Origin of the sequence: Serratia sp. CY32780, from assembly GCF_052169135.1 — a bacterium.
Lineage (GTDB): Bacteria > Pseudomonadota > Gammaproteobacteria > Enterobacterales > Enterobacteriaceae > Serratia > Serratia sarumanii.
Genome location: NZ_JBJNLI010000001.1, coordinates 1,001,416 through 1,026,584, shown reverse-complemented (window position 1 = coordinate 1,026,584; position 25,169 = coordinate 1,001,416). Strand labels below are relative to the sequence as shown.

Here is a 25,169-nt window from a genome sequence, read left to right as displayed (position 1 = left end):
GATAACAATTTAACGTTTGACGACTTATTAAGCGTGTTAAGCGTGTTAATGAACTCTCGATTAAATCACCAGCGGTAATCTATGACTAAAGGCAGCAAACAGCGCGAGTTTTTTCTCGACTCCATCAGAGCCTATTTGATGTTGCTCGGCATCCCGTTTCACCTCTCACTGATCTATTCCAGCCACGCCTGGGCGGTGAACAGCCCGTCGCCCTCTTTCTCGCTCACGGTGCTGAACGACTTCATCCACGCCTTCCGCATGCAGGTGTTCTTCGTGATCTCCGGCTACTTCTCCTACATGCTTTACGAGCGCTACGAGCGCCACCAGTGGCTGAAGGTCAGGCTGGAGCGGGTGGCGATCCCGCTGTTGAGTTCCATCCCGCTAATCACGGTGCCGCAGTTTTTCATGCTGAAATATTTCACCGATAAATTAAACGGCTGGGATGAGTTTTCTCTCTATCAGAAAATAAATGTAACAGTTTGGGAATTGGTGTCTCATCTTTGGTTCTTATTGACCCTGTCATTGTTAACCTGCGCCTGCTTTTATCTGTTCCGCAACATCAAGCGTCAACCCCGTGAACATATTCCTGCATTAATAAACAGAATGCGTGGATTAGGAAACATCTCACTGTATTTCTTTATTTATGCGATATGCTATTCGGCCGCGCACCGCATTATTTTAATTTTTGTACCGCAGCTATTATCCAACGGCCTGTTCAATTTCGTGGTGATGGAGACGATGTTCTACCTGCCGTTCTTCATCCTCGGCGCTTATGCGTTTAAGTATGTGTGGCTTAAGGAGATTTTTCTGCGCCGCTCACCGCTGGCGCTGCTCGGTTCGCTGCTGCTGTTTATCGCATATATGCTGAACCAAAAGCTGCTGGCGCACAGCAGCTATATGTTCGAGCTGGAAGTGGTGATCAAAACCCTAATGGGGATCCTGATGACCAACGTGGCGTTCTCTTTCGGGCATAACCTGCTGAATTATCACTCGCCGCGCATCACCTATCTGGTCAACGCTTCGCTGTTTATATATCTGGTGCACCATCCGTTGACCCTGATATATGGCGCTTTCGTGACGCCTTATATCGGCAACAACCTGTTGGGATTCTTGCTGGGCCTGCTGTTTGTGTTCTCGCTGGCCTTCGCGTTATATGAACTGCACAAACGCGTTCCGCTGCTGCGCTTCCTGTTCTCCGGCAAGCCGCGTTAGGCTTCCCACCCCATTTCTGGGTGATGATTTTTCATCCAGAAATTAACCTCATCAATGATAATACGCCTCACTACCTCGGCGCGGCGGTAGCTGCCCTGAGCATTTTCCTAATATTATTCCTAATCCCCGGGATACATTGCAAAACGGCAACTGCCTGTTACGCTCATATTCATACTTATAAATCAGTTGCGTTACTTCTGGGCTAGGTACACATATGAGAGAAGCATGGGTCGATTATGCCAAGGGAATCGGCATCATTCTCGTGGTTTTTGGCCACGTTAATCGGGGTCTATACAGCGCGGGCATTCAGCTTTCCGGTTCATCCTATCTACTGACGGACAGCATTATCTACAGTTTTCATATGCCGCTGTTTTTCTTCCTTTCCGGTCTATTTTTTACGCAATCCTTGGATAAAAAGGGAAAAACCAGCTTTTTGATCAGCAAGATAGACACCATCGTTTATCCCTATGTTGTCTGGTCGCTACTGCAAGGCATGGTGGAAGTACTGTTGTCGCGCTATACCAATAACCCTTCCAGCCTGGGCGATGTCCTGTCGCTGTTTACGCATCCACGCGCGCAGTTTTGGTTCCTGTACGCCTTGTTCATGGTCTTTGTTTTGGCCACCTTGCTGTACAGCAAAGAAAAATACCGTTATCTCCTGCCGGTATTGATCGTTATCAGCGCGGGGCTGTATCTCTACCAAGACAGCCTAACCAAAGCCTTCCATTTTGATTACATTACCCGATTCTTGATCTTCTTCCTGCTTGGCGCTTTTGCCATTCGCTACGCTTCCCTCATCGCCAATCTGGGTTTCGGTTCGCTGCTGGCCTCCTTGATCGCGTTCATCGCGCTGCAGTGGGGATTCCACGGCTATTCTGGCTTGCTGTATACCGATACCGGCAGTTTCTCCCTGTTACTGGCGGTTGAAGCCATCTTCTTGATCGTCAGCCTGTCGGTTCTGCTGGCCAAGACGAATCTTTCCTGGCTGAGACGACTCGGCGAATTGAGCATGGTCATCTATTTGATGCATATCCTCGCGGCCAGCGGCTTACGCATCATACTGACCAAATTTATGCATATCAGCCATTGGCCAACACAAGCGATCGCCGGCACGCTATTCGGGCTGATCGCCCCTGTTATCGCCTATGCGCTGATACAGCGTCTGCACCTTACTTTTCTCTTGGATCGTCCTCGCTTCAATAACCGTCTGCGAAAAGAAAAAATCTCCTGAGGGCGGTTCCGCCGCCTTCACATTTTCCTCCCGACGCTATACTTGATGGCGCAACCTTGCGGTTGCGCCATCTCTCTTGCCATGCAGAGCACACATTGCTCAGCCTGACGTCGCCCGTTAGGGCAAAGTGATACGGCTGCATAGATAACCTAGCCGTTATAACTGCAATGCATAAGTAGAAATCCGGATCCCTGCCTTACGGTAGTGATTGGGCTCAACACCCCCGAAGGGCTGCGCGATCGTTTAATTCATTCGATGGCGTTAGCTGCATCTCCCTTCCGTCACGACAGAGAGGATTTTGAATGACCGACAAGAACACCCCGGCTCAGGAAGCCATAGCGGAAAACGCCACCCTGCTGAAGATCCTCGGCAGGCTGCTGTCCGCGCTGGACGCTTCGATCAGCGGCAAAGAACGCAGCATTCTGGTCGCTGAGCTCTCCAACTTCAATCTCGACGGCATTTCCGAAGCGGAAAGCAAGCTGGCCTCCGAGCTGATCAAACGGGCGCTGGAATCGCTCGATCATTAATCCTACCGCGCCTGCAAACCATTAAGCCTGCCTGCGCGGGCTTAATGGTTTTTCCCTCAGCCACGATCGAACATTGTTGCCGAAGCAGAAATACAGCAGCCTGATAATGTTGGATAAAAGGCAGGAGTCTCCCTCTTCTCCTCACTTTCTTCGTTTAATCACACCAAAGGGCAATAATTGATCGGTTGTTTTCGCAATCAGCCTTGGCGTTTTACCCACTAAACACGTTATCATCGACACACTCGCAGTGCCCCCTATCCCCCAGCCTCAGGAGAGCGATATTTTGGATGCCAGCACCATTAACAGTTTGTTCGTCATCGGTGCCGTGCTGGTGGGGGCAAGCATTCTGCTCAGCTCATTTTCTTCCCGGCTCGGCATTCCGATCCTGGTGATCTTCCTGGCGATCGGCATGTTGGCCGGCGTCGATGGCCCCGGCGGCATCGTCTTCAGCAATTACCCCGTCGCTTATCTGGTCAGCAACCTCGCGTTGGCGGTGATCCTGCTCGACGGCGGCATGCGTACCCGGGTCAGCTCTTTCCGCGTCGCCCTGTGGCCGGCGCTGTCTCTCGCCACCATCGGCGTGGTGATCACCGCCGGTCTGACCGGCATGGCAGCCGCCTGGCTGTTCAACCTCGATCTGCTACAGGGGCTGCTGATCGGCGCCATCATCGGTTCCACCGACGCCGCCGCGGTCTTCTCGCTGCTGGGCGGCAAAGGGTTGAACGAACGCGTCAGCGCCACGCTGGAGATAGAATCCGGCAGCAACGATCCGATGGCGGTGTTTCTCACCATCACGCTGATTGCGATGATCGCCGCCGGAGAAACCGCGCTGAGCTGGACCTTCCCGCTGCATCTGATGCAGCAGTTCGGCATGGGCATCGTCTTCGGTCTGGGCGGCGGCTGGCTGCTGCTGACGCTGATCAACCACATCAAACTGGCGGACGGCCTCTATCCGCTGCTGGCGGTGAGCGGCGGCATTCTTATTTTTGCGCTGACCACCGCGCTGGACGGCAGCGGCATTCTGGCGGTGTATCTGTGCGGCCTGCTGCTGGGCAACCGGCCGATCCGCAACCGGCACGGCATCGTACAAACCTTCGACGGCCTGGCGTGGCTCAGCCAGATCGGCATGTTCCTGGTGCTTGGCCTGCTGCTCAACCCGCACGAGCTGCTGCCGATCGCCATCCCTGCCCTGCTGCTGTCGCTGTGGATGATCCTGTTCGCCCGTCCGCTGTCGGTGTTTATCGGCCTGCTGCCGTTCCGCAGCTTTACCCTGCGCGAGCGCGGCTTTATTTCTTGGGTCGGCCTGCGCGGCGCGGTGCCGGTGATCCTGGCGGTGTTCCCGATGATGGCCGGGCTGCCCAACGCCCAGCTGTTTTTCAACGTGGCGTTTTTCGTGGTGCTGGTCTCCCTGCTGCTGCAAGGCACCACGCTGTCGTTTGCCGCCAAAAAAGCCAAGGTGATCGTGCCGCCGGCGCTGACGCCGATCTCCCGCGTTGGGCTGGACGTACATCCGGAAAACCAGTGGGAACAGTTCGTGTATCAGCTTTCGGCGGAAAACTGGTGCGTCGGTGCGGCGCTGCGGGAGCTGAAAATGCCACCCAATACCCGCATCGCCGCCCTGTTCCGCGGCAAAGAACTGCTGCACCCAAGCGGCAGTACCCGCCTGCGGGAGAACGATATTCTGTGCGTTATCGGCCATGAGCACGACCTGCCCATCCTCGGCAAACTGTTCAGCCAGGCGCCGGCCGTGACGCTCGACGAGCGCTTCTTCGGCGACTTTATCCTGCAGTCGGATGCCCGTTTAAGCGACATCTCGCAGCTTTATGGCCTCAATCTGCAAGACGACGTGGACGAGCAGCAGACGCTGGGCCAGTTCGTCATTCAGCTGATCGGCGGCGAACCGGTGATCGGCGACCAGGTGGAATGGGACGGCCTGACCTGGACCATCGCCGAAATGGACGGCAATCAAGTCAGCAAGATAGGCGTGCGGATCGTAACCGACTGACGCTGCCGCACCGGCTGCGTTATCAGACGAGGGAACTTCTGGCCTTAAGAACGTTCTTAATCACTATCATGATGCATGAAATAGGGCGTCGCTGAATTATATCCCTTTGATATAAAAACTTAACAGCGGCGTCCACAGGGATTAAGGACGTGAACGGCAAGACTCGATTTCTTTCGGTAATGATGCTTATGGCGCTGGGCGTAGCGGCGCTCGATCTCAGCATCGCCGGTTTGGTCCATAGACTTTTAATTGGATAATTTCAACGTGACGCAGCAGGAACAAGAAAAAGACATTCTGGGGAAAATACTGGTGACGGTGTCCGCGCTTTGCCTGATTCTGGTGGCGACGTTGCTGATCTGGGGATTCGTGCTGGATTGACGCCCCACGACGCTCAGACATAAAAAAAACCGCCGCGGCGGTTTTTTTTATGGGGCAGGCGATCAGATCTTGCAACCTTCGCAGTCCGCTTCGTCTTCGAGGAACTCAGGGACCTCTTTTACCTTCTGCGCCGCTTTTTCTTCGGCTTTCGCCAGTTCGGCATCGATATCAAAATCGAAAATATCATCACTCATCGCTTGATCCTCATTCTGCTTCGCGTTCAAACGCTGAGTATAATCGACAAGCCGCCGGCCGGAAACCTTTCAGTTTGCCGCCGCCAGCTGCGGCTGCTCATCCTGCGGCTTTTTTCCGTAGGCCATGTCGTACACGTCGTAGAAGTCGATTTCGCCCTTGTTGCCGATGATCACGCGCATCTTCTGTTTCAGCGCGGCGCCGATGGACGGCTCCTCCAGCAGTTGCTGCACCGCATAGGGCGACAGCGCGCGGGTAAAGTACCACTCGCCGTTGTAGCAAACCCGCAGATCGAGCACCCCGATGTCCTCGAAGCGGTATACCGGCCGGATCTCGATCAGCAGCATGGCGAACATGAACAGCACAAAAGCGGTGAAGCCCAGGAAAGCATATATCCCCATGTACGGCACCTGGTACATCACGGCGATCACCGCGAAATAACCGGCGAACATGGCAAGGCACAGATAGCGGTGAGTGCGAGCGAATTCGCTGTTGAAGCGCGGCTTGCCGTCACGCCCTTCGCGCCGATTGATCTGTTCAATCTCTTTAACCAAGATGCTTTTAATCGCGTCCATCGTTACAACCTTATGCTGGAAACAGCATTGCCATCAAATCTCACCGCTAAAAGTAACACAAGTACAGTTTCGCCAGGTAGATCAGTTAGCCAACTTAATGGCTGCAACTGTTATAGTTCGGTTTCAGCGCGGCTGGGCAGCCTTGCCTTGCGCAAACATGAACATGCGCTGGGCCACATCGTCGGCCTGTTTGATTTTCTGCTTTTGCGGTTCGTTGCTGCGTTGAATGGCGCGGGCGTAGGCGATTTCATGGGCCTGATCGATCATCGCGATGATCCGATCGCGTTCGGTCTTCTCCATATTGCCCAACATGGTGGTGATAATCGCCTGATAAGCGTTGGACGCGGCGCTCAGCGCTTTCTCTCTCGCCTCGAGGGCGGCGACGCGGTGCAAGAGTTCCTGCAGTTGCTCGGAGTGAGACATATCGACCTCCTGTTGCCGGGCAGCAAGCCTGCCTGATTACAGTTTAGCAAAGGATCGAAAGAGAAAGAGGAAGGAAAGCCAGCGGTTACGGTAAAGCACACCCGAAAATCCCAACGAGGAGCCGATAGTGCAAATCAACCCGGGTGCGCTTTACGGTAAGCGCGGTGAGATGAAGGGAAGAAAGCTGGCGCGCTATGCAGGACTCGAACCCGCGTCTATCAATTTTCAAGCCAAAACAAGCCATTATAAAACCAATCACTCTGCCAACTGAGTTAATAGCGCGTTCCTTCGCTTCGGGGCGCCATTATCCATAACAACATTATGGACTCAAGCTTTTTTAGCATAATGCGCTGAATTTACAGATAAGTCTTAGGCTATCGCCAGCGTTATGGCATTACGGCAGCTCAATAATCCGATAATCGCCGGCCATGAGCGGCTTGCACAAAATCTTGTAGCCATCGCTGTCAAAATGGCTGGCCGCACTCTGCAGCCGCTGCGCCTGCGCCAGGCTGCTGACCGAGCCCAGATAAAACCAATTGTGAATCACATGGTACTGACGCAGCGTCTCGCCCTGTTCTTCCAACGCCACGCGCCCGGCGAATGGCCAACAGGCGATGCGCAGCTGTTCAAGCGCCGCACCGAGCCGCTGCGCATGTTCCTGCGCCGACTCCACGCCGCAGCAGGCGCCGGCGCACTTGCGCAGGCTGTAGCGGAAGCAGGCTCGCCCCGCGGGCAGCTTGTCGATCCCCAGCTTGCCATAACATAAACGATGCTCGTCGGCGATGGCGCGCAGTTTTTCCAGCGCGGCATGGCGATTGGCAAACAGCCCGTAGAGGTGGGGAGTGACGGCGAAATCGATCTCTTTGGCGTGGGCAATCGTCACCGTATCCGCCTGCAGACGCAGCGCACACAGCTGTTTCGAGCGCCGCAGGCGTTTGTTGAACAACGGTTGTTGCTGCTTGATCAACTGCGCCTCCAGCAGCAATGCGCCCAACTCGCCGGCGGTCTCGATAAAGCTGATGCGCCGGGTTTGGCGCAGCATTTTCGCCTCGTCCTGCGCGCGAAAATGCGCCATCACCCGGCTGCGTACGTTGACGCTTTTACCGATGTAAAGCGGCAGGCTTTCGCTCTCGCCGTGGAACAGATAGACGCCCGGCCCCTTGGGCAACGGCGCCAGACAGGCGCGCAGGTGCTCCGGGTATTGGTAAATGTCGAGTTCCGGCTCGAGGCGGTTTGGCATCATGGCGGCGGCGTTATCCTGCTGATGAATGAATACTGGTTTTTTAGCCAGTATAACGCGCCACACAGCCGGTTGCACCCCGAAGGATAATAACTCGCCGTGATCTCGTGATCTTTAGCGGGAAAGCCTTTACTATCCCCTTTCCAGCGGGAAAGCGCCTCACGTTTAGCGCCAGTTCAAGCTGGCGCTGCCATGATGGCAGACTGGAACCGCCGCTTTTATCGTTATGGAAAACCTGGGCATGACTTCACTGAAACTCACACCCCGTCGTCTGACGCTGATCGCCGTCATCATTTTCATCTGCGTCGCCATCGCGCTGGCCCTCTATTGGCAACGCCCGCCGCAGCAGGATTACGTTACCGCAACGGCCCGCCTGGGCGATATCGAGAACGCCGTGCTGGCCACCGGGCGACTGGATGCCGTCGAACGCGTTAACGTCGGGGCGCGGGTCTCCGGTGAAGTGAAATCGCTGAAGGTCAAACTGGGCGATCGCGTCACCAAAGGGCAACCGATCGCCGACATCGACGATCTGCAACAGCGCAACGATCTGCGCAACGCCGAGGCGGCGCTGAACGTCATCAAGGCCGAACTGCAGGCCAAACAGGCGCAGCTGAAACAGGCCGAGTCGCGTTTCAAACGCCAGCGCCGCATGCTGAACGACGAAGCCAGCTCGCGGGAGGACTTCGAAACCGCCGAAGCCACGCTCGCCACCACCCGCGCCGAGCAGCTTTCGCTCAATGCCCGCCTGGTGCAGGCGCAGATTGAAGTCGACAAGAAAAAAATCGATCTGGGCTATACCCGCGTGGTCGCGCCGATGGACGGAATCGTAATCGCCGTGGTTACGCAGCAGGGGCAAACGGTCAACTCCAGCCAAAGCGCGCCGACCATCGTCAAGCTGGCGCGGCTGGATATGATGACCATCAAGGCGCAGATCTCCGAAGCCGACATCACCCGCATTTCACCGGGGCAAAAGGCGTACTTCACCATTTTCTCCGACCCGGATAAACGCTACGACGCCACGCTGCGCACCATCGAACTGGCACCGGAATCGGTAATGAAAGACGACTCGCTCGCCGGCACCAGCTCCGCCTCCGGTTCCGGCACCTCGAACGCGTCGGTCTATTACAACGCGCTGCTGGACGTGCCCAACCCGGAAAACCGCCTGCGCATCGCCATGACCGCGCAGGTGTCCTTGCTGCTCGGCGAAGCGAAGCACACCCTGCTGGTGCCGATCCAGGCAGTGCATAAAATCGATGGCAAAGAGCAGCAGGTGCAGGTGCTGACCCAAGACCAGCGGCTGGAAACGCGCAAAGTGACCACCGGCATCACCAACAACGTCGACATTCAGATCCTCAGCGGCCTGAAAGCCGGTGAAACCGTGGTGCTGTCGCAGCCCGCCGCCAAGCCGGCTGAGGATGGCATCTTCCTGTGAACGCGATCATCGAGCTAAAAGGCATCAGCCGAACCTACACCAACGGCGGCCAGGCGCTGACGGTGTTGAAAGACATCGATTTGACCATCGCCGCCGGCGAACTGGTGGCGATCATCGGCGCCTCCGGTTCCGGCAAATCGACGCTGATGAACATCATGGGCTGCCTCGATGTGCCGGATCGCGGCGACTACTACATCAGCGGCCAGAACGCCGCCCACCTGTCGCCGGACGAACTGGCCCGCCTGCGCCGCGAGCATATCGGCTTTATCTTCCAGCGTTACCACCTGATGCCCGATCTCAGCGCGCTGGGCAACGTTGAAATTCCGGCCATCTACGCCAACGCCCGGCGCGATCAGCGGCGGCAGCGAGCGGCGCAACTGCTGGCGCGGTTGGGCCTGGAGGGGCGCGAAGACCACAAGCCCGGCCAGCTTTCCGGCGGCCAGCAGCAGCGCGTCAGCATCGCGCGCTCGCTGATCAACGGCGGCGAAATTATCCTGGCGGACGAACCGACCGGCGCGCTGGACACCCAATCCGGCCAGGAAGTGCTGGCGATCCTCAGCGAGCTGAACCAACGCGGCCACACCGTGGTGATCGTCACCCACGATATGAAAGTGGCGCAACATGCGCAGCGCGTCATCGAACTGCAAGACGGCAAAATCATCGCTGACAGCGGCCGCCAATCGGCACCCGCCGTCGCGCTACCGCCGCCGAACCGCAGCCGGCAAAGCGGCTGGCAAAGTCTTATCGACCGCACCCGCGAGTCGCTGCACATGGCGCTGAAGGCGATGAACGCCCACCGCCTGCGCACCGCGTTGACCATGACCGGCATTATCTTCGGCATCGCCGCCGTGGTCACGGTAGTCGCGCTGGGCGAAGGCGCCAAACAGCGCACGCTGGAGAATATCAAGGGGCTCGGCACCAACGTGGTGAGCATCTATCCGGGGCGTGACTTCTTCGACGACGCCATCGACAGCATCCGCACCCTGGTGCCGGCCGATGCCGACGCGCTGGCGCAGCAAAGCTTCGTCGACAGCGTCAGCCCGGAGGTCAGCGCGTCCGACAGCATCCGTTTTCGCAGCAAATCCGCCACTGCGTCAATCACCGGCGTCGGCCGCGACTATTTCCGCGTCAACGGCATCACGCTGGTGCAAGGCGCCACCTTCCGCGACGATCGCAACGCGCTGCAGGAAGTGATCATCGACGACAATGCGCGCCAGGCGCTGTTCGGCGATTTCGGCGTCGAGCCGCTCGGACAGATCGTGTTTCTCGGCTCGGTGCCGGCACGGGTGGTCGGCGTCGCCAAAAGCGAACACAGCTACGCGCCCAACCGCATCAGCGTCTGGATGCCCTACAGCACGGTGATGTACCGTATGGTCGGCAAAACCACGCTCAGCGGCATCACCGTGCGCTTGAAGGATGACGTCGCCAGCGAAGCCGCCGTCAGCGCCATCACGCAGTTGCTGACTCAGCGCCATGGCGTAAAAGATTTCATGACGTTCAACCGCGATCAGTTCCGTAAATCGATCGAGCGCACCTCGATGACGCTCAGTTTGCTGATCCTGATGGTGGCCTCGATCTCGCTGGTGATCGGCAGCCTGGGCGTGATGAACATCATGCTGGTCTCGGTGACCGAGCGCACCCATGAGATCGGCGTGCGCATGGCGGTCGGCGCAAGGCGCGGCGACATCATGCAACAGTTCATGATCGAGGCGGTGCTGGTCTGTTTGATCGGCGGCGCATTGGGCATCGCACTGTCGTTCGCCGCCGGGTCGCTGTTCACCTCGCTGGCGGGCGGCATGTTCACCGCCATCTATTCCTGGCAAGCCGCCGCGACGGCGTTTTTCTGTTCAACCTTAATCGGCATGATCTTCGGTTATCTCCCCGCCCGCAAAGCGGCAAGGATGGATCCGGTCGTTTCATTGGCCAGCGAGTAACCCATGAAAATTTTATCTCCCCTGGCGTTAAGCCTCGCCGCCCTGCTCACCGCCGGCTGCGGCAATGCCCTGAAAAGCGACTACCGGGCGCCGCAGGTCAACTATCCGACGAGCTGGCAGCACGCCGCCAACAACGCCGCGCCGACGCCGTTCGACTGGCGCGATTTCCACGATCCCGAGCTCGATCGCTGGCTGCAACAGGTGATGGCCAGCAACAACGATCTAGCCGTCGCCGTGCTGCGCGTCTACCGTGCGCGGCTCGAGGCGGAACGCGTCGGCATCAGCACCGCGCCCGACGTCAACGCCTCGTTGAACAGCGGCATCAATCGCCCGCTGTCGGAGTCCTCCGCCTGGAATAAAACCAGCAGCGCGACGCTCTCTACGAGCTATGAAGTCGACCTTTGGGGCAAACTGGCGCGCCAGCGCGATGCCGCCGAGTGGGCCAGCCAGACTTCCGAGCAGGATCTGCAGACGGCGCGCCTGACGCTGCTGGCCAACGCCGCCACGAATTACTGGCGCATCGGCTTCCTCAATCAGCAGATCGGCGTCAGCCAGGCGAGCATCGCCTACGCCAAACAGACGCTGCGGCTGGCCAACGCCCGCTACCGGGCCGGCAGCATCTCGGCGCTGGACGTGGTGAACGCGGAACAAAACGTGCTGACGCAGGAAAGCCGGCTACTGGCGTTGCAACACGATCGTCAACAGGCGCTGAATGAACAGGCGGTGCTGCTGGGCGCGCCTACAGGCCAGGCCACTATCGCGCCCGCACGCCTGCCGACGACGGCGATGCCGCAGATCAACACCGGCATTCCCGCCAGCGTCTTGAGCCGGCGCCCGGATCTCAGCGCCAAAGAGCTGCGGTTGCGCGCCGCCCTGGCCAACGTCGACGAGAAACGTCTGCAGTACTATCCCGCGTTCAGCCTGACCGGCTCGCTGGGCGCCAGCAGCAGCGCACTGCTGGAGTTCCTGCGCAACCCGACGGGCAGCCTCGGTGCCGGCCTGACGCTGCCGTTCCTGCAGTGGCGGCAAATGGGGGTGGATATCAAGATCGCCCGTAACGACTACGAACAGCAGGTGCTGGAATTCAGGCAGGCGCTGTACAAGGCGATGGGCGATGTGAATAACGCCCTGTCGCTGCGTGCGCAGCTGCTGGCGCAAGAGACGCAGCTGCAGGCCTCGCTGGCGCTGGCGCGCAAATCGGAGCGGCTGAACGAGGTGCGTTACCGGCAGGGCGCTGTCACCATTACCGATTGGCTGAATGCTCAGGAGCAGCGCCGTCAGGCGGAGCTGGCGGTGGACGAAAACCGCTTCGCGCAGTACCAGAACCTGGCGAAAATCTATCTGGAATTCGGCGGTTCATCGGCCCCCTAATCCAAACTGCCTGGCCATCCGGCCAGGTAGATTTTAAGCGGCAAACACATCAATTTTTCCTGTTTTATCTCCCGCACTCTCTATACTTCAAACATGGTCAATCAGACGAAAAACCGTCAAATTGCACAATTATTAGACCATTCTCGCACCAAATCAGTGCAAACACTTAAGTTAAACTGCTGGATTTGATCGGCGCAAGATATAACGTTAAGCTATAGATGCAAAATAATTAGTCACCTAAATGACATAACCTTGGCATAAACGACGATATTTTGTGATCCACATCCCATCTTAAATGTGGATAATGAATCGTCTTGAACCGCGATTCGATTAGCCGATTTGATAACTCGAAAACAACAGTGAACGGAGATTACGCTTTCACGAACAACGAATAATTCATTAAGGGATGATTATATGAAGTTAAGAAAAAAACGACATAAACCGATGCACATTAGCGACATCACCATCATCGATGACAGCAAACTCAAGAAGGCGATCACCGCAGCAGCCCTGGGCAACGCGATGGAGTGGTTCGACTTCGGCGTATACGGCTTTGTCGCCTATGCGCTTGGCCAGGTCTTCTTCCCCGGCGCCTCTCCCGGCGTGCAAATGATCGCCGCGCTGGCGACCTTCTCCGTACCCTTCCTGGTGCGTCCGCTCGGCGGCCTGTTCTTCGGCGCCATGGGCGATAAGTTCGGTCGCCAAAAGGTGCTCTCGGTGACCATTATCATCATGGCGGTCAGCACCTTCTGTATCGGCCTGATCCCGTCCTATGCGTCGATCGGTATCTGGGCACCGATCCTGCTGCTGCTGGCCAAGCTGGCGCAGGGCTTCTCCGTCGGCGGTGAATATTCCGGTGCGGCGATCTTCGTCGCCGAATACTCGCCGGACCGCAAACGCGGCTTTATGGGCAGCTGGCTGGACTTCGGCTCCATCGCCGGCTTTGTGATGGGCGCAGGCGTGGTGGTGCTGATCTCCAGCATCGTCGGCGAAGCCAACTTCCTCGACTGGGGCTGGCGTATCCCGTTCTTCATCGCCGCACCGCTGGGCCTGATCGGTCTCTATCTGCGCCATGCGCTGGAAGAAACCCCGGCGTTCCAGCAGCACGTGGACAAGATGGAAAAAGATGACCGCAACGCCATCGAAAATCCGCCGAAAACCTCGTTCAAAGAGATCGCGGCCAAACACTGGAAAAGTTTGCTGGTGTGCGTCGGTATCGTCATCTCCACCAACGTGACCTATTACATGCTGCTGACCTACATGCCGAGCTACCTGTCGCATAACCTGCACTACTCGGAAGATCACGGCGTTCTGATCATCATCGCCATCATGATCGGCATGCTGTTCGTACAGCCGGTAATCGGCCTGACCAGCGACCGCATCGGCCGTAAGCCGTTCATTATCGGCGGCAGCATCGGCCTGTTGGCGCTGGCGATCCCGTGCTTCATTCTGATCAACAGCAACGTGATTGGCCTGATCTTCGTCGGTCTGCTGGTGCTGGCGGTGCTGCTCAACTCCTTCACCGGGGTGATGGCCTCGATTTTGCCGGCGATGTTCCCGACGCACATCCGTTACAGCGCGCTGGCGATTTCGTTCAACATTTCGGTGCTGATCGCCGGTGCGACGCCGACCGCCGCCGCCTGGCTGGTCGAAGCGACCGGCAACCTGTACATGCCGGCCTACTACCTGATGGTTGTGGCGGTGATCGGTCTTATCACAGGTCTGTACATGAAAGAAACCGCCAACAAGCCGCTGCGCGGCGCGACGCCGGCCGCTTCGGACCGCTCAGAAGCGAAAGAGCTGCTGCAGGAGACCTACGACAACATCGAACAGAAAGTCGAGGACATCAACGCGCAGATCGCCGAATTGGAAAAGAAAAAGCAGATCCTGATCGACCAGCATCCCAAGCTGGATTGATCGGCGCGAAAACACAAAAGCCACCCGTTTGGGTGGCTTTTTTACTTTGATTTCAAAAGGAATAATGCGCAGCGCATTTTATGGCAAGCGGGATTGGTGGCACGCTTTGCCGCACACCTTTATTAATGAAGAACATAATCATGAGCACGATGGACCTTTCCATCATCATCGGCATCCTGGTTATGCTCGCCCTGTGGCTTGGCGCACTCTTCAACATCGGTGATATCACCTTGAGCATTTCACGTCTGTTCCACTGGATTGAAAGCCAACGCGGCTAACCCCATGCCGACGGCGGAAAACATCGGCTATGATTGAAAGGCCTTACCGCCATTTTCCGAGACTGTCGCTCGCGATAAAGAGGACCGCATCATGACCGACTATGCGTTCTACAATCAGATCCTGACCCGGCTGGCCGCCAATCACCCCGGCACGCTGGATGAAAAAACCTATGAACTGTGGAAACAAGACGCCACCAGCCCGCACGCCTTCGCCGATCCCTTCGCCTATCTCAAAACCAAGGGCCTGATACAGGCCTATGTGATGAGCGACATCGACGAGAACAACTATGATATCGACCCGCATCAAACGCGGATCACTGCCGCCGGTCTCGAATTCATTCGCAACGGCGGGTTCAAATAAGGGGGATACCCGCCAACAAAAAACCGCCAGACGGCGGTTTTTTTTACTCTAAAAGCGGGCGAACCGGCTCAGGCGGGGAAAGGCCGGTAAAAAATGCGCAGCACTTCGTTGTCGCCCTGGCGTAAAAAACCGCCTTCCGGCTGCCAGCGCAGATCGCGCGCCAGATTGAGATTTTCCCAGCCGACCGCGCCCCCCACGCCGATGCAAAGATTTTTATTGCCGGCGGCAAAGCCTGCACCGGTGCCGATCATGGCATGCAGCAAACGGGGCGCCGTCGCGTCACGCAGGGAAAATATGCCGATAAAACATCCCTGCGGCGCGCGCAACATATCGGCCATGGTGCGGATCTCGGTATCGTCAGGGCTGACGAAATGTTTGTATTGCTTATCGAATACCGTCTGCCACAGCTGCTTGTATTTCGCCTTGCTAAGCGCGCCTGAACGGTGGGCGCACAGCACCACCGCATCCCAGCACATCTCCCCGCTCAGCGAAAGATACTCTTCCGTATCGGCTTGCGGCTTGTCGGCGTAATGCCGCGCAAATTCAGCCGCATTCAAATGCGGCGGCACGGCCTGTTTGGCAACGTCACTCTTGTAGCGTTTGAAATTCAACCAATGCATGGGAAGTATCCTCTTCATCCGCTAGATTTATGAAGCTGAAGCCGTGGACGAGACGAGCCATCAAATCCAGGGCGTCGTCGGCGATGGCCGTTTCGTCGTCATTCAACCCCTGTTCCACCGATCGCTCAATCGCGTTCATCACCGCCGGAGCGCTGGTTTCCTCCCCCTGCGACACCACGTCTAATACGGCTTTGCCGATCGCCAGACAAAGCTCATGATCAAACTCAACCTCTTTATACGGCTGCATAATCACTCCGATAAATTTTTACCCAAGAATACTAGACCACAATGGCGTATCGCGCCTGTCATCGTAGCGTAGCAATCTATGCAGCCGAAGAGAAATGCATCGGGCCCCGGGTTGATAGCCCGAAGCCCGATAACGAGCAGGTTATTGCGGTGCTTGTTCGGTGGGGCGAATGATAAAACAAGTGGCGGTTGCCGAAGCCAGCAGCTTCCCTTCCGCCGTTTTGAGCGTGCCTTCAGCGAAAGCGACGTTCTTCGCCGCATAGACCAGACGCCCCTCGGCGATCAGGTCACTCTCCTTCGGCACAGGGCGCAGCATTTTTACCTGCAGATCGACGGTGCCGTAACCTACGCCTGCGCCCAGCGTACTGTGCACCGCGCAACCGGTCACCGAGTCCAATACCGTGGCGGCAAAGCCGCCATGTACGCCACCCAGCGGATTCAGATGGCGCCCGTCTGCCCGCGCCACGATGCGGATATACCCTTCTTCCACCGCAACCGGCTTCATGGGCACGGTTTCAGCGATCGAGGCCGCTGGGATCTTGCCGGCCATTGCAGCCTGTAACAGCGCCAGCCCGGTCATTTTTGTCGGGTCCATGGTTTTCTCCTCGGATCAGTAAACCTTTCATATAGTAGAGGTCTGACCTGTTGGTTTGCTTTTTCGTGCTGGTGGCTTCTTCCCCCTTGATTCACTGAGTGTGAGCACCATCACTCTTTAGCGTTAATAACCACAATTTTTTAGCGCCTTTAGATTTAAAACAACTTTCTGTTGTAACCGCCGCCGGAAACTGAACGCAGTTAAGTTCAACATTATTAAGGCGTATCTATCATGGATTTCTTTCTGCAATTAGCGGTTATATTGGCATGCCTGCTGTATGGGGCGCGCAAGGGCGGCATTGCGCTGGGGTTACTGGGCGGTATCGGGTTGATGATCCTGGTGTTCGGCTTTCACCTGCAGCCCGGCAAACCGCCGGTAGACGTGATGCTGGTGATCATCGCGGTGGTGGCGGCCTCCGCCACCCTGCAGGCCTCGGGCGGGCTGGACGTGATGCTGCAAATCGCCGAACGGATGCTGCGGCGCAACCCGCGCTACGTCTCGATCATCGCACCGTTCGTGACCTGCATTCTCACTATTCTGTGCGGCACCGGGCACGTGGTGTACACCATCTTGCCGATCATTTATGACGTGGCGATCAAAAATAACATCCGCCCGGAACGGCCGATGGCGGCCAGCTCGATCGGCGCGCAGATGGGCATTATCGCCAGCCCGGTTTCGGTAGCGGTCGTTTCATTGGTGGCGATGCTCAGCAGCTATACCTTCAATGGCCGCCATCTGGAATTCCTCGACCTGCTGTCGATCACCATTCCTTCCACCCTGTGCGGCATTCTGGCGATCGGCATCTTCAGCTGGTTCCGCGGCAAAGACCTGGACAAAGATCCGGAGTTCCAGAAATTCATCTCGGTGCCGGAAAACCATCGCTACGTCTATGGCGATGCCGCCACCTTGCTGGACCGGGTGCTGCCGCGCAGCAACTGGATCGCCATGTGGATTTTCCTCGCTACCATCGCCCTGGTGGCGGTGCTGGGGGCATTTTCCGAGCTGCGGCCCAGCTTCGGCGGCAAGCCGCTCTCCATGGTCCTGGTGATCCAGATGTGCATGTTGATGGCCGGGGCGCTGATCGTCATCATCACCCGCACCAACCCGGCGTCTATTTCTAAAAACGAAGTGTTCCGCTCCGGCATGATCGCCATCGTGGCGGTGTATGGCGTCGCCTGGATGGCGGAAACCATGTTCGGCGCGCACCTGGCGCAGATCGAAGCCACCCTGGGCGTGCTGGTGAAAGAGTACCCCTGGGCCTATGCGCTGATCCTGCTGCTGGTGTCGAAATTCGTCAACTCGCAGGCCGCCGCGCTGGCGGCACTGGTGCCGGTGGCGCTGGCGATCGGCGTCAACCCGGCCTATATCGTCGCTTCGGCGCCGGCCTGCTACGGCTATTACATTCTGCCAACCTATCCCAGCGATCTGGCAGCGATCCAGTTCGACCGCTCCGGCACCACCCGCATCGGCCGCTTCGTGATCAACCACAGCTTTATTCTGCCCGGCCTGATCGGCGTTAGCGTCTCCTGCGTCTTCGGCTGGATCCTCGCTGCGGCGTTCGGTTTCTTATAATTGGTACTGCGGAGCCCTGCGGGGCTCCCTGCAAGCAGGATGACAATCCATGGGCATGGGGTATGACAAAAAAGGAAGAATACAGGTGTAACGCGAATTTCAGGCACAAAAAAACCGCCTCTCGGCGGTCTACGACATTACTACTTATTGCTTTGATTATTCGGTATTTTTGTTCCCTGGTACCCGGGGCGGGACTTGAACCCGCACAGCCATAAGCCGAGGGATTTTAAATCCCTTGTGTCTACCGATTTCACCACCCGGGCTCGGGAAAGTTGGAGGCGCGTTCCGGAGTCGAACCGGACTGGACGGATTTGCAATCCGCTACATAACCGCTTTGTTAACGCGCCTTTATTCTGTTTGCCTTTTCAGGCCAAAGCCGGTGATTCACCCACTTCGTTTTGTTCTTTTGATCGGCGATGTTGAAATCGCTTATCTTAATCATCTGATTCTTAAGTAATTTATTTCGTTACCGCCGAATCGATGGACTGCATTATGGACTAAACCCCCCACCTTGGCAACCCCTCGAAATAGCAAAAAGTTCTCTAACGCTTTCAACTGCTTATTTTGTGGGCGCACTGTTCACAATGCCAACGCAAAGGCAAGCGAAATGTTGATTTTATATGCATCGGTTCAGGGATTCACGGGCAAATCGGATCTTTTTTCTCAGCAGGAATCGCTTACCCGCGCCCTCTGCAGCTTTTCACTTGCTTATGGTGATGGGATATCAGGCATAACATTATCATGAATCTCCGGTGCCGCTGCCCCGAACGGCCAACGCAACTGCAAGGCTGGAGACTGACGTCAGATTGTACACCGTACGGCGCCCAATCAAATGTGCCTGATTGCACCATGCAACGGATGCATCCTGGGGTATGAAAACGACAGCAGATATAGTGGCAATAATCGAGCTAGCAGGATGAAGAAGGGTTTCACCGGACGGCAAAGGAATAGAAAACGAAAAAGGGGCCGAAGCCCCTTTTCGCTTACCTGCTGAATCACGGGGATTCAACAGGCTAATGTTTGGAGCGGGAAACGAGGCTCGAACTCGCGACCTCAACCTTGGCAAGGTTGCGCTCTACCAACTGAGCTATTCCCGCATTACCAGAACTGACTGATTTATTTGCTATCTTTCGGCAATTCATCGTTGTCGTCTGATGCGATGCATTCTACTTGCCTGACGTGATGAGTCAATAAAATTGTTGGCTCATCACGATCGTTTGCCGATTTTTGCAGCGTATCGATCACGGTTCCAGCAGATCGTTGCGCGCCGCTTTCAAATATTGGAACATCGACCAGAAAGTCAGCACCGCCGCGATATACAGCAAGCCAATCGCCACATACTCTACGGAGCGATCCGGCCGCCACAGCAAACCCACCAGCGACATCATCTGCGCCATGGTTTTCACTTTGCCGATCCAGGATACCGCCACGCTGCTGCGCTTGCCAATTTCCGCCATCCACTCGCGCAGCGACGAAATGATGATTTCACGGGCGATCATGGTGGCCGCCGGCAGCGTGATCCACCAGCTGTGGTAGTGCTCCGCCACCAGCACCAGTGCCACCGCCACCATCACTTTGTCCGCGACCGGATCCAAAAACGCCCCGAAGCGCGTCGTTTGTTTCCAGCGGCGTGCCAGAAAGCCGTCAAACCAGTCGGTGACGGCGGCGAACACAAAGATAACGGCGCAAACCATCGGAGCCCAGTTGAACGGCAGATAAAACGCCAGCACAAAGAATGGGATCAGAACTACGCGAAACAGGGTAAGCCAAGTCGGTATATTCAATTGCATAATGCTACGGTAACTATCTGGCTAGAGTGGAAATTAAGAGTATGTTGCTACATTGCCCTCAGTGTTTCAATGCATTGTAGATCTTTTCTGCCAATGCTTGTGAAATACCCGGCACTTTTGCAATTTCCTCCACGCTGGCGTTCAACAAAGGTTGCAGTCCGCCCATATACTTCAACAGCACCTGGCGCCGTTTCGGCCCTACGCCTTCAATCAGCTCCAATGCGCTGGTATTTCTGACTTTCGCCCTTCTCTGCCGGTGGCCGGTAATCGCATGATTGTGCGAATCGTCGCGGATGTGTTGGATCACATGCAGCGCCGGCGAATCCGGCGGCAGCGAAATCCCCTCGCCTTCCGGCACGAAGAACAACGTTTCCAATCCGGCCTTGCGATCGGCGCCTTTGGCGATGCCAATCAGCAGCGGCTTATTCTTGTCCCAGGTGACGTTCAGCGATTTGAAGACGTCGATCGCCATGCCGAGCTGCCCTTTACCGCCGTCGATAAAGATGACATCCGGGATCTTTTTCTCTTCCAGCGCCTTGCCGTAACGGCGCTTCAGCACCTGCGTCATCGCCGCGTAGTCATCGCCGGGAGTGATGCCGCTGATATTGTAGCGCCGATACTCCGCTCGCACCGGGCCGTTACCGTCGAACACCACGCACGAAGCCACGGTCTGTTCGCCCATAGTGTGGCTGATATCGAAGCACTCCATGCGGTTGATTTCAGTCAGGTTCAGCACCTTGGCCAATTCCGCCAGCCGCTGATGAATAGTCGACTGTTGCGAAAGCTTGGTGGTCAACGCCGTTGCCGCGTTGGTACGCGCCAGCTTCAGATAACGGGCGCGGTCGCCGCGCGGTTTGCTTTGAATTTGGATCTTGCGCCCCGCCAACTCGGAGAGCGACTCCGCAAGCAGGTCTTTTTCCGGCAGGCTGAAATCCAGCAGGATCTCACCGGGCAGCGTGCGCGCCTGGCTGCCCTGCAGATAGAACTGACCGACAAAGGTCTGCACCACTTCGCCCATATCCGTGCCGCCCGGCACTTTAGGGAAATAGCTGCGGCTGCCCAGCACCTTGCCCTGACGGATGAACAGCACGTGCAGGCACGCCATACCGGCATCGAACGCCACGCCGATCACGTCCAGATCGTCGCTGTCGCCCGACACGAACTGCCGCTCGGTGACGCGGCGCACGGCCTGAATTTGATCGCGAATGCGCGCCGCCTCTTCGAAATTAAGCAGTTTGCTGGCTTCTTCCATACGCGCAATCAGCTGGTGCAATACCTGCTGATCTTTGCCCGAAAGAAACAGCCGTACATAGTCCACCTGCTGCCGGTATTCTTCTTCGCTCACCAGGCCGGCAACACAAGGCCCCAGACAGCGGCCGATCTGATACTGCAGGCACGGGCGCGACCGGTTGCGATATACGCTGTTTTCGCACTGGCGGATCGGGAACAGCTTCTGCAGCAGCGCCAGCGTTTCGCGTACGGCGTAAGAGTTGGGAAAAGGCCCGAAATATTCGCCCTTGGCGTGTTTGGCGCCGCGATGCATCGCCAAACGGGGATGGGTATCCGCACTGAGAAAAATCAGCGGGTAAGATTTATCGTCTCGCAAAAGAACATTATATCGCGGTTGGTACAATTTAATGTAGTTATGTTCCAACAGCAGCGCTTCTGTTTCAGTATGGGTAACCGTTACGTCTATTTGCGCGATATTTTTAACCAGCGTCTCGGTTTTACGGCTGCTGACCTGCTGCCGAAAATAGCTGGCGAGACGCTTTTTCAGGTCTTTGGCTTTACCGACGTAGATCACCGTACCCGTGGCGTCGTACATACGGTAGACGCCGGGCTGGCTGGTGACGGTACTCAGGAAGGCTTTGGCATCAAAACGGTCATTCACTGCTTAACAACGTCTCCGCATTGAACAATCCATGTCGGATGGCCAGGTGAGTCAATTCGACGTCGCCGCTGATATTCAGTTTGCTGAACATGCGGTAACGGTAGCTGTTCACCGTTTTCGGGCTGAGACTCAGTTGCTCCGAGATCTCATTCACCTTTTTGCCTTTGGTGATCATCAACATGATCTGTAACTCGCGTTCAGACAGGCAGCTGAACGGCGTTTCAGCCTGCGGCTCCAGCTGACTCAGGGCCATCTGCTGGGCGATATCAGACGCGATATAGCGCTGCCCCGCATGCACGGAACGCAAGGCGTTAATCACTTCCTGCGGCGCGGCGCCCTTGCTCAGGTAACCGGCGGCACCCGCCTGCATCACCTTCGCGGGCAAAGGATTTTCAGTATGGATGGTCAACATGATGACTTTGACGTCGGGTGCATAACGCACAATCTTGCGCGTGGCTTCCAGCCCGCCAATGCCCGGCATATTCATGTCCATCAGCACGATATCGACAGCGTTGCCACGGCACCATTTTACGGCGTCTTCACCGCACTGAGCCTCACCGACAACTTTTATACCTTTGATATCTTCAAGAATGCGTCGTATCCCTGCGCGCACCAGTTCGTGGTCATCAACAAGAAGAACGCTAATCAAGGAAAAATCTCCAAAAAAAGGGAGTAACGCAATCGGCCTCTGTTTTCGCCAGAGATATTACTTGTTTTTCAGACAAGAATGAACACAGATTAATACATACTTTCGAATAACTTTGCGGAGCAGAGCTGATTTTTCAATTTTAGCCGTCTATGCCGCCGATAAATCGTCACGTTGGAAAAGATCGGACGACGAAAATAATTGCGCGGCGCTGCACCAAACACAGGATAGCGCGACAATCATGTTGCGCGTGAGAAATCTGTGTAAGCAATCGCGACATGCATAATATTAACACGGCCGTTGGCTTTTTGTAATCATTTGATATTTAAAGGCGTAACAAAATCCGCCGCCAACGTGGGTTTGGCAACCCGCGTTCGAAACTATTATTCCCGGCAAACGCCGGTAAAATCGGTGTTCCCCGCCCAAATAATTATAATTCCCCCCATTGTTCAACAATAACGTGCCGGACAAATACTTGTTAACCACCTCGAAATAACTGGCCGACAGCGGATGATTCAGCATGGCAATGAGCGAACGTTGCCCACCCGCATGACCGGAGCAAGCCCGGTGCAGATGACGGACGCATGCTATGCTATACTCCGCGCCCAGTTAAATTCGCCGCTGCGCGCGGGGCAACGTTTAGCCCGCACGCGGCGTGCCAAAGCAGCTTGTATCAGGCTACGGCCTCAAAAAATCAGGAGAGAAAATGAGCAACGTTGATTTCACTACGTCTGCAAACCCGGAAATCTTGGCGACCGAGGTTGCCTGCCTCAAAGCTACGCTGACGCTGATCTTGAAGTCGATCGGCCAGGCCGACGCCGGGAAAGTCATCATCAACATGGAACGTTTCATCGCCCAGATTGAAGATCCTACCCAGGCGGAAATCTTCAAGAACAGCATTCAGCAAATCAAGCACGCTTACCGTCAGTAAGCGTTGCGTCCCAGACCCGCACTTCTTGTGGGTCTGCTTTTCACCGCGCTACTCCACACCCCATTGATCTTGCACGTGCTTTCGGGCAGTGTGTTGACTTTCCCCCACACCCGAGACCGTTATGGCCATCCTTGTCAAAGCGCTGATCGGCGCACTGGTCGTGGTTCTGATCGGCCTGTTGGCCAAAACGCGCAACTATTATATCGCCGGTTTAGTCCCGCTCTTTCCCACTTTCGCCCTGATTGCGCATTACATTGTCGGCAACGAGCGTTCCATTGCGGCGCTGAAAACCACGCTGATTTTTGGCATGTGGGCGGTGCTACCCTACCTGGTGTATTTGATCTCGCTGTATTTCCTGATCAACAGTCTGCGGCTGTCGTTGGCTCTGGGGGCGGCGGTACTGTGCTGGATTGCGGCAGCGTGGCTACTCATTACGCTGTGGGGATGGTGGCAAGGGCGTTAACGCCCTTGCCAGGGCAGATTACGGTCGCCCCGCCTGCAAAACGAAGCCACGCTGCCGATCGCCGGCGATACGCAGATAGCGGCTTTCACCGGCGCGCAGCGTCATCGGTATGCTGCCGCCGGTCTCACGCCAAATACACAGGTGATTCTCGATCATATCTTGCCCGATACTGACCGAAACATTGCCTGGCGGCACGCGAAACTCTGCTTTTTCTTTCGCCTCCAGCGAAGCGGCAAACTCCCCATTCACATAGACGCCGGTGCGGCAGCTGCCCGCCAGCATTCCGCTGTCGCGCACCACCACCACCGTGGCGTAAGGCGTATCCGGGATATTCTGATAGAGCATCAGACGGCTTGGGGGGGGCAACTCAGCCTGTTGCGGCGGCACGGCTTGGGTCGCACATCCCGTCAACAGTGCAGAGGCAAATAACAACGCGGCGTAATGCTTCATCCTTGGCTCCTGAAGAAAATAATGCTTATCGTAACAAGAGAATAGCTGTCTCCAGTAGCATTCATATCGCAGAGACGAAAAAATCGGATAACTTCCCACTCCTCCCACGAACCTGCAGGGATAAGAAGATTCTGCATTAAAGCCATTGAAATAAAGGAGATTCTTGCAGATTTAAAACTTGATCATGCCACGTTGAATATCTGCAGCAAAAGCGCCACTGACGTAACTGAAACCATCCTGCGTGACGTAAACCCGGGTATGGCCGGTCTCTGATAACACCGCCACCATATATCCCAGGGCGATCATTTCATGAGACGGAACGTTCATCGGAGTTAGAAATCCGCGGCTACGGCACCACTGATAAAAGCGAGTTCGCCCATATCCCAACACGGAGCCAACATCGGAGAGGTGCTTAAAAGTATCATAATCCTCTGATGGTGCAGGTAAACCGTCATGACTTTCAGGCGTTTTCTTTATCCCTGACAAAATAAACTCCTTTTTTGTAGCTGTCGCGAACGGTTATCTTTCCTCTGAACTGAATTTAAAAAATCCAAAATTAAAATGCAAATGAATTCCCTGTAACTAAAAATTCTTTCCTGGATAAAATCCGAAAATAAAACCCCATTAAAAAAACAGAAATAAAAAAATAGGGTATTAATACCGAGAATTAAATTCTTGGCATGGGTAAATATCCTAAATAAAGATAATATTCAAACCAGCTAAGAACATACTTAGCCTGCATATTATTTCTCTACTCATAACGATGCAATGATGCTCGGATCCTTGCGGCAAAAAGAGAATGAATAAAACCAGCGCCACATCGACCTGCCCTCGCCATGAGGTCGCCGCTTCCTACAGACTTCACTCAATGCGCCACATTCTCTCTCAA

General features: G+C 55.9%; 26 protein-coding genes and 4 tRNA genes. 14 read left to right on the top strand and 16 right to left on the bottom strand.

From position 1 onward, the window contains the following. Positions 1–81: 81 nt before the first annotated feature. The 5 genes from mdoC (at position 82) to ACJ8HH_RS04985 (ending at position 5,353) form a co-directional block, all read left to right on the top strand. Positions 82–1,212 (top strand): glucans biosynthesis protein MdoC, encoded by a 1,131-nt coding sequence (gene mdoC / locus ACJ8HH_RS05005; RefSeq protein WP_060428476.1) that lies wholly within the window; start codon positions 82–84, stop codon positions 1,210–1,212. Between the two features lie 214 nt (positions 1,213–1,426). Then, positions 1,427–2,443, top strand: a complete 1,017-nt coding sequence (locus tag ACJ8HH_RS05000) for an acyltransferase family protein (protein WP_060428474.1) — start codon at positions 1,427–1,429, stop codon at positions 2,441–2,443. Positions 2,444–2,745: 302 nt separating this feature from the next. Further along, positions 2,746–2,970 (top strand): hypothetical protein, encoded by a 225-nt coding sequence (locus ACJ8HH_RS04995; RefSeq protein ID WP_033638012.1) that lies wholly within the window; start codon positions 2,746–2,748, stop codon positions 2,968–2,970. Positions 2,971–3,253: 283 nt separating this feature from the next. Next, on the top strand, positions 3,254–4,975 hold the full coding sequence (locus tag ACJ8HH_RS04990) for a potassium/proton antiporter (RefSeq protein ID WP_060387562.1): 1,722 nt from the start codon (positions 3,254–3,256) through the stop codon (positions 4,973–4,975). Positions 4,976–5,224: 249 nt separating this feature from the next. Then, complete coding sequence (locus ACJ8HH_RS04985) at positions 5,225–5,353, top strand: hypothetical protein (RefSeq protein WP_033638010.1); 129 nt, start codon at positions 5,225–5,227, stop codon at positions 5,351–5,353. 62 nt (positions 5,354–5,415) lie between these two features. On the opposite strand, the gene ACJ8HH_RS04980 is transcribed toward ACJ8HH_RS04985, so the two are convergent. The 5 genes from ACJ8HH_RS04980 to cho all read right to left on the bottom strand — a co-directional run bounded on the left by ACJ8HH_RS04980 (position 5,416) and on the right by cho (position 7,786). Then, positions 5,416–5,547: a hypothetical protein gene (locus ACJ8HH_RS04980; protein WP_015377413.1), complete on the bottom strand. Its 132-nt coding sequence runs from the start codon at positions 5,545–5,547 to the stop codon at positions 5,416–5,418. 69 nt (positions 5,548–5,616) lie between these two features. Beyond that, a complete protein-coding gene (locus ACJ8HH_RS04975; protein ID WP_033638009.1) occupies positions 5,617–6,120 on the bottom strand; it encodes a YlaC family protein in 504 nt (167 codons plus the stop codon). 123 nt (positions 6,121–6,243) lie between these two features. Beyond that, positions 6,244–6,543, bottom strand: coding sequence for a sigma-S stabilization anti-adapter protein IraP (locus ACJ8HH_RS04970; protein ID WP_049195113.1), 300 nt, complete (start codon positions 6,541–6,543; stop codon positions 6,244–6,246). A gap of 185 nt (positions 6,544–6,728) precedes the next feature. Then, positions 6,729–6,825 (bottom strand) — tRNA-OTHER (locus ACJ8HH_RS04965). Positions 6,826–6,937: 112 nt separating this feature from the next. Beyond that, complete coding sequence (gene cho, locus ACJ8HH_RS04960; protein WP_039567115.1) at positions 6,938–7,786, bottom strand: excinuclease Cho; 849 nt, start codon at positions 7,784–7,786, stop codon at positions 6,938–6,940. A gap of 247 nt (positions 7,787–8,033) precedes the next feature. Between cho and ACJ8HH_RS04955 the strand changes: the two genes are divergently transcribed. From ACJ8HH_RS04955 to ACJ8HH_RS04930, 6 genes are all read left to right on the top strand, one after another. Next, positions 8,034–9,215 (top strand): efflux RND transporter periplasmic adaptor subunit, encoded by a 1,182-nt coding sequence (locus ACJ8HH_RS04955; protein WP_060418754.1) that lies wholly within the window; start codon positions 8,034–8,036, stop codon positions 9,213–9,215. Next, a complete protein-coding gene (locus ACJ8HH_RS04950) occupies positions 9,212–11,149 on the top strand; it encodes a MacB family efflux pump subunit (protein ID WP_033646466.1) in 1,938 nt (645 codons plus the stop codon). The genes ACJ8HH_RS04955 and ACJ8HH_RS04950 overlap by 4 nt, the downstream gene beginning before the upstream one ends. Before the next feature lie 3 nt (positions 11,150–11,152). Continuing rightward, a complete protein-coding gene (locus ACJ8HH_RS04945) occupies positions 11,153–12,520 on the top strand; it encodes a TolC family protein (protein WP_442520216.1) in 1,368 nt (455 codons plus the stop codon). A gap of 414 nt (positions 12,521–12,934) precedes the next feature. Next, positions 12,935–14,437 (top strand): glycine betaine/L-proline transporter ProP, encoded by a 1,503-nt coding sequence (gene proP / locus ACJ8HH_RS04940; RefSeq protein ID WP_033646468.1) that lies wholly within the window; start codon positions 12,935–12,937, stop codon positions 14,435–14,437. A gap of 140 nt (positions 14,438–14,577) precedes the next feature. Continuing rightward, on the top strand, positions 14,578–14,715 hold the full coding sequence (locus ACJ8HH_RS04935; protein ID WP_162062229.1) for a hypothetical protein: 138 nt from the start codon (positions 14,578–14,580) through the stop codon (positions 14,713–14,715). A gap of 91 nt (positions 14,716–14,806) precedes the next feature. Continuing rightward, positions 14,807–15,076, top strand: a complete 270-nt coding sequence (locus ACJ8HH_RS04930; RefSeq protein WP_033646469.1) for a hypothetical protein — start codon at positions 14,807–14,809, stop codon at positions 15,074–15,076. A 68-nt stretch (positions 15,077–15,144) separates the two neighbouring features. Here ACJ8HH_RS04930 and ACJ8HH_RS04925 read toward each other — a convergent pair whose 3' ends face one another. The 3 genes from ACJ8HH_RS04925 to ACJ8HH_RS04915 all read right to left on the bottom strand — a co-directional run bounded on the left by ACJ8HH_RS04925 (position 15,145) and on the right by ACJ8HH_RS04915 (position 16,537). After that, positions 15,145–15,696 carry a hypothetical protein gene (locus ACJ8HH_RS04925; RefSeq protein ID WP_033638004.1) on the bottom strand — a complete coding sequence of 184 codons (552 nt, stop codon included), beginning with the start codon at positions 15,694–15,696 and terminating at the stop codon, positions 15,145–15,147. Beyond that, positions 15,662–15,943 (bottom strand): hypothetical protein, encoded by a 282-nt coding sequence (locus ACJ8HH_RS04920; protein ID WP_060387559.1) that lies wholly within the window; start codon positions 15,941–15,943, stop codon positions 15,662–15,664. The genes ACJ8HH_RS04925 and ACJ8HH_RS04920 overlap by 35 nt, the downstream gene beginning before the upstream one ends. Positions 15,944–16,084: 141 nt before the next feature. Beyond that, positions 16,085–16,537: a PaaI family thioesterase gene (locus ACJ8HH_RS04915; RefSeq protein ID WP_033654150.1), complete on the bottom strand. Its 453-nt coding sequence runs from the start codon at positions 16,535–16,537 to the stop codon at positions 16,085–16,087. Positions 16,538–16,768: 231 nt separating this feature from the next. On the opposite strand from ACJ8HH_RS04915, the gene ACJ8HH_RS04910 reads away from it, so the two are divergent. Continuing rightward, positions 16,769–18,109 carry an anaerobic C4-dicarboxylate transporter gene (locus ACJ8HH_RS04910; protein ID WP_033646470.1) on the top strand — a complete coding sequence of 447 codons (1,341 nt, stop codon included), beginning with the start codon at positions 16,769–16,771 and terminating at the stop codon, positions 18,107–18,109. 177 nt (positions 18,110–18,286) lie between these two features. On the opposite strand, the gene ACJ8HH_RS04905 is transcribed toward ACJ8HH_RS04910, so the two are convergent. From ACJ8HH_RS04905 to uvrY, 6 genes are all read right to left on the bottom strand, one after another. Next, positions 18,287–18,372 (bottom strand) — tRNA-Leu (locus ACJ8HH_RS04905). 10 nt (positions 18,373–18,382) lie between these two features. Next, positions 18,383–18,456 (bottom strand) — tRNA-Cys (locus ACJ8HH_RS04900). Between the two features lie 674 nt (positions 18,457–19,130). Further along, positions 19,131–19,206: transfer RNA gene (locus tag ACJ8HH_RS04895), tRNA-Gly, on the bottom strand. Positions 19,207–19,350: 144 nt separating this feature from the next. Continuing rightward, positions 19,351–19,899, bottom strand: coding sequence for a CDP-diacylglycerol--glycerol-3-phosphate 3-phosphatidyltransferase (gene pgsA / locus ACJ8HH_RS04890; protein ID WP_033637960.1), 549 nt, complete (start codon positions 19,897–19,899; stop codon positions 19,351–19,353). Between the two features lie 58 nt (positions 19,900–19,957). Continuing rightward, a complete protein-coding gene (gene uvrC / locus ACJ8HH_RS04885) occupies positions 19,958–21,790 on the bottom strand; it encodes an excinuclease ABC subunit UvrC (protein ID WP_043147202.1) in 1,833 nt (610 codons plus the stop codon). Next, positions 21,783–22,439, bottom strand: coding sequence for a UvrY/SirA/GacA family response regulator transcription factor (gene uvrY, locus ACJ8HH_RS04880; protein WP_004927947.1), 657 nt, complete (start codon positions 22,437–22,439; stop codon positions 21,783–21,785). The genes uvrC and uvrY overlap by 8 nt, the downstream gene beginning before the upstream one ends. 703 nt (positions 22,440–23,142) lie before the next feature. On the opposite strand from uvrY, the gene ACJ8HH_RS04875 reads away from it, so the two are divergent. Both ACJ8HH_RS04875 and ACJ8HH_RS04870 read left to right on the top strand, forming a co-directional pair. Continuing rightward, a complete protein-coding gene (locus ACJ8HH_RS04875) occupies positions 23,143–23,367 on the top strand; it encodes a DUF2594 family protein (protein WP_004927950.1) in 225 nt (74 codons plus the stop codon). A 121-nt stretch (positions 23,368–23,488) separates the two neighbouring features. After that, positions 23,489–23,830 carry a GlpM family protein gene (locus tag ACJ8HH_RS04870; protein ID WP_033637958.1) on the top strand — a complete coding sequence of 114 codons (342 nt, stop codon included), beginning with the start codon at positions 23,489–23,491 and terminating at the stop codon, positions 23,828–23,830. Between the two features lie 18 nt (positions 23,831–23,848). On the opposite strand, the gene ACJ8HH_RS04865 is transcribed toward ACJ8HH_RS04870, so the two are convergent. Next, the gene (locus ACJ8HH_RS04865) at positions 23,849–24,280 is read right to left on the bottom strand and encodes a hypothetical protein (RefSeq protein WP_047568120.1); all 432 of its coding nucleotides are present in this window, start codon (positions 24,278–24,280) and stop codon (positions 23,849–23,851) included. Positions 24,281–24,451: 171 nt separating this feature from the next. Continuing rightward, positions 24,452–24,766, bottom strand: coding sequence for a hypothetical protein (locus ACJ8HH_RS04860; protein ID WP_033637956.1), 315 nt, complete (start codon positions 24,764–24,766; stop codon positions 24,452–24,454). Positions 24,767–25,169 lie beyond the last annotated feature (403 nt).